At 66.1% G+C, this 4,227-nt stretch carries 3 protein-coding genes; all 3 read right to left on the bottom strand.

The window, feature by feature from the left end; all coding sequences use genetic code 11:
• Positions 1-2,492 (bottom strand): MMPL family transporter (locus tag RJ1_RS44465; RefSeq protein ID WP_073371067.1); only part of this gene is annotated, 2,492 nt, incomplete at its 3' end.
• Positions 2,493-2,502: 10 nt separating this feature from the next.
• Positions 2,503-3,234 carry an NYN domain-containing protein gene (locus RJ1_RS44470; RefSeq protein WP_061042469.1) on the bottom strand — a complete coding sequence of 244 codons (732 nt, stop codon included), beginning with the start codon at positions 3,232-3,234 and terminating at the stop codon, positions 2,503-2,505.
• Positions 3,231-4,007 (bottom strand): tRNA (guanosine(46)-N7)-methyltransferase TrmB, encoded by a 777-nt coding sequence (gene trmB / locus RJ1_RS44475; RefSeq protein WP_174695092.1) that lies wholly within the window; start codon positions 4,005-4,007, stop codon positions 3,231-3,233. Before trmB ends, RJ1_RS44470 begins: the two co-directional genes overlap by 4 nt.
• Positions 4,008-4,227 lie beyond the last annotated feature (220 nt).

Consider the following 4,227-nt stretch of genomic DNA (forward strand, 5'->3'; position numbering starts at 1 on the left):
GGTGCGGGACGGGCCGGCGGGGTCGGACGCGACTGCGTCGGGGCCGGACGCGGCGGGGCGGGCTGCGGCAGCACGGTGGTCTGCGGTTCCTCCGGCGGCGTGTCCGCGACTTCCTCCGGCGCACGAGCGGGCCTGCCGGTCGCCGACCGCCGGGCCTCGTTCTGCGCCCGGCGGGTCTTCGCGTCGTCCTCCGACATCTTCGCCGCCAGTGCCCGCGCCGTGACCAGCGGGATCGGTTCGGTGAGCGGTTCCGGTTTCCGAGGTGCCGGCGGTGCCGAGACCTTCCGCTGCTGCGGGACGGCACCGATCGGGGTGAGTTCCGGGACGTCGGCGGGCATCAATTCGCTGTCGAGGATGGGCTCACCGAGACCGGTCTTCTCCTGGATGCGTTTCATCCACGCCGGCGCCCACCAGCAGTCGTCGCCGAGCAGTTTCATCGTGGCGGGCACGAGGAACATGCGGATGAGGGTCGCGTCGATGATGAGCGCGGCGATCATGCCGTAGGAGATGTATTTCATCATCACGAGTTCCGAGAACCCGAACGCACCGGTGACGACGATGAGGATGAGTGCGGCCGCGGTGATGATCCGGCCCGTGTGTGCGGTGCCGATGCGGATCGACTCGGTGGTACTCGCCCCCTGCGCGCGTGCCTCGACCATCCGAGAGAGCAGGAACACCTCGTAGTCGGTGGACAGGCCGTAGACGATCGCGATGATCAGCACCAGCACCGGTGACATGATCGGGCCGGGGGTGAAGTTCAACCACTCCGAACCGTGACCGTCGATGAAGATCCACGTCAGGATGCCGAGCGTGGACCCGAGGCCCAGCGCGCTCATCAACGCCGCCTTGATCGGAAGCACCAGCGAGCCGAACGTCAGGAACATCAGCAGCGTCGTCAGCACGAGGACGGAGATCACCATCGTGGGGAGGTGGTCGAGCAGCGCGGCGATACTGTCCTGCTCGATTGCCGGGGTGCCGCCCACCAGCACCTGCACGCCGTCCGGACTGTCCATGGCGCGCAGATAGTCGATGGTCGGTTTCGACTCGTTGCGGTCGACGAGACCTGCCTTGAGGACGACCACACCGTCCTTGGCCGCGCCCTCCGGGGTGAATCGCTCGATCAGCCCCGGCGCGCCGCTGGCTTCCTTGATGATCTGGCCGAGCGCCTTGTTGTCGGCGTCGGACACGACGAGCTTGACCGGTTCGGTGCGCAGATTCGGGAAGATCTCGTCGAACTGTTCCTGCGCGGCGCGGGTCGAGCTGTCCGGGGGGAGGTAGGTCTCGTTGATGCCACCGAATTTGATGCCCGTCAGCGGCACGATCAGCAGGAGCAGACCGACGACGATGGGGATGGTGACCTTGAGCGGGTTGCGCATCACCCAGCGGGTGAGCCGGCCCCAGATGCTCGCCTCGATCTCCTCGGTGTTCTTGGTCTGACGGAAACGGTCGAGGCTGAGGGCGTCGATGCGCTTGCCGAGGATGCCGAGGATCGCGGGCAGGATCGTGATCGACGTCAGCGCCGCCAGGCCGACCGTCGCGATGGCGCCGTAGGCGACGGATTTCAGGAAGCCCTGCGGGAACAGCAGCAGACCGCCGAGGCTGGCGACGATCATCGTCGCCGAGAAGACCACGGTGCGGCCCGAGGTCATCACCGTTCTGCGGACGGCGGAGCGGGTGTCGTACCCCTCCGCCATCTCTTCTCGGAACCGGCTGACGATGAACAACCCGTAGTCGATGGCCAGGCCGAGACCCACGAGGGAGACCACGGGCGCGACGAACGAGTTGACCTCGGTGAAGTTGGTGATCAGTCGGACGACGCCGTTGGCGCCGACCACGGTCAGGCCGCCGATGATCAGCGGCAGCGCCGCCGCGACGACGCCACCGAACACGAAGAACAGCAGGATACCGACGGCCGGGATCGCCAGGATCTCCATTCGTCTGATGTCCTTGGCCATCGTGTCGTTGAGCGCACCCGACACGGGCTGGAGTCCGGCGAGTTGCACGTCGACGCCGTCGATGTAGAACTCGTCCTTGACGTCGCGGAAATTGGCCGTGACCTCGGTGTCGTTGTTCCCGACGATCGCGATGCTCTCGATCGCGTGCTGCTTGTCGGCGTCCGCGGCGGACGCCAGCTGCGGCGCGCTGCCGACCTTGAAGTAACCGCCGTTGATCTTGAGGATCTTGTCGGGGTGTTCCGCGGCCACGCGCTCGAGGTTCTCGGCGACCTTCGCCTGGAACTCCGGGTCTTCGATCGTCTTGCCCTCGGGCGCCGTATAGAGCGCCACGACGTCGCTGTTGGTGTCGCGACCGAAGGTGCCGTCAGCCAGCTTGGCCGCGGCGACCGACTCCGAGCCCGGATCGTCCCAGCCGCTCTGGCTGAGATGCTTCTCGAGGCCCAGGCCGTACGCGGCCGAACCCAGCAACAAGGCAACCATGATGCCGATGACGGTGAATCGGGCCCGGTAGACGACGCTTCCCCAGCTCGCGAACACTGATCAACTCCTACTCGGCAGCACTCTTCCGCCCGACGAGCAGGGCGGAAAGCGGTCGGAACGGCTGCAACCAGGCACCCTCGTCGGGCAGTGTGTCGAGGCTGACCCGAGGGAGCGGCTCCCGGAACACGCCGGGGATGTCCTCGAGATCGACGAAGTCCAGAAGGTCGGACGCAACCGCCCAGCTGGCGTGCTCGCGGAACCCGAGTATCTGGACCGGAATGCCGGTCGCGGCGATGTCCTCCAACGGCTCGCGGAACGCTTGACCGTCGGCGGAGGCGACCATGACACCGGCCAGCCCCTCACCATGACGAAGCGCGATGTGGTCCAGCATGTCGGAATCGACGTCGCTGTCCTCATCGATCTTCGGCTTGGCGAACACCGCGAAGCCCACATTACGCAAGGCTTCGACCCACGGTCTCACGACATCGGCGCTGCCAGCCGCGATGTTGGTGAAGACCGTCGCCTCGGGTTCGAGTGTGTCGGTGCCGGACGCGGACAGTTCCGCAGTCCGGGAGAGCAGCCAGCGGCCGAGTGCGTCGAATCGTGGCCGGTAGGCCGCCGTGGGCCGGCCGCCGAGGATGGCGCCGAGGCCCATGTCGAGGTTGGGTGCGTCCCAGACGAGAAGGACCCGCTTCTGGTGGCGTCCGTCACGTGCACCCACTACGGGTGATCCTGACGACACCGCGGTGCCTGCCGGTGCCGTGCCGGCTATGTCGGAGTACTGCTCGCTGACGCTCATGACCTGATCTTCCCCCAAATCAACTCGGTGATCGCACTGCCGACCTGGTGGGCCTTGTCCTCGAACTTCGTCACCGGACGCTCGTGCGTCATCGGCGATTCCCAGTCGAGGGAGGTCAGGCAGGGTTCCGCGTTGCCCGCCTCGGCGATGGCCTCGGCGTACTCGGCATGGTCTGTTGCGACATGCAACACACCGCCGGCCTTCAGTCGGCTCGCGATCAGGGCGAAGGTTGGGCCCTGCAGCAGACGCCGCTTGTGATGCCGGGCCTTCGGCCACGGGTCCGGGAAGAAGACACGGACTCCGGTGAGCGATTCCGGTTCGATCATGTTTTCCAAGACATCCATGGCGTCGCCGCGCAAGACCCGGATGTTCGGGATCTCGTCCCGCTCGATCTGCTGAAGCAACTGCGCGAGCCCCGGCCGGTAGACCTCGACGGCCATGAGGTTCACGTGCGGTTCGGCCTTCGCCATCGCCGCGGTCGCGGTGCCCGTACCCGAGCCGATCTCGAGGATCAGTGGGGCGTCACGGCCGAACCACGACGTCGCATCCAGGCGATCGTCGGAGACCTCCGCGCCGATCTTCGGCCATTGCCGGTCCCATGACTCCTGCTGCGCAGCGGTCAGAGCGCCCCTCCGCGAGCGGAAACTTGTCACCCTCGGGTGGAGACGGGACCCCTTCGAGTCCTTCATCTGCCCCTCCTCGGGGACGGCGGGTGCATCCTGATCAGCGTGGTTCACCGGACCATTGTCACGCATGAGGGGCGTTTCTGGCATACGGGTCTGAAGTTCACCTTGAGACTTTTCGATAATCCGGCGCCCAGCCTGCATGGTTGCCGGTAGCGATTCGGTGCGAGTCTGACGGAATCGTCGCGGTACGAAGGAGTTGCAGGCCGTTCGCGCATGCAGGTCGAAGAATGTCTTCGGTGTAGGAAGATTCCGGTGAAAGTTGAAGGAGGGGTGGGTGTGCAGGGGTTTCCACCGGACTGGCGTTAAG

Source organism: Rhodococcus jostii NBRC 16295 (genome assembly GCF_001894825.1).
GTDB classification, from domain to species: domain Bacteria; phylum Actinomycetota; class Actinomycetes; order Mycobacteriales; family Mycobacteriaceae; genus Rhodococcus_F; species Rhodococcus_F jostii.

Bases quoted from the DNA above. Each gene is read 5' to 3' on its own strand.
- RJ1_RS44470 (WP_061042469.1), bottom strand. From the start codon at position 3,234: ATGAGCGTCAGCGAGCAGTACTCCGACATAGCCGGCACGGCACCGGCA.
- trmB (WP_174695092.1), bottom strand. From the start codon at position 4,007: ATGCCAGAAACGCCCCTCATGCGTGACAATGGTCCGGTGAACCACGCT.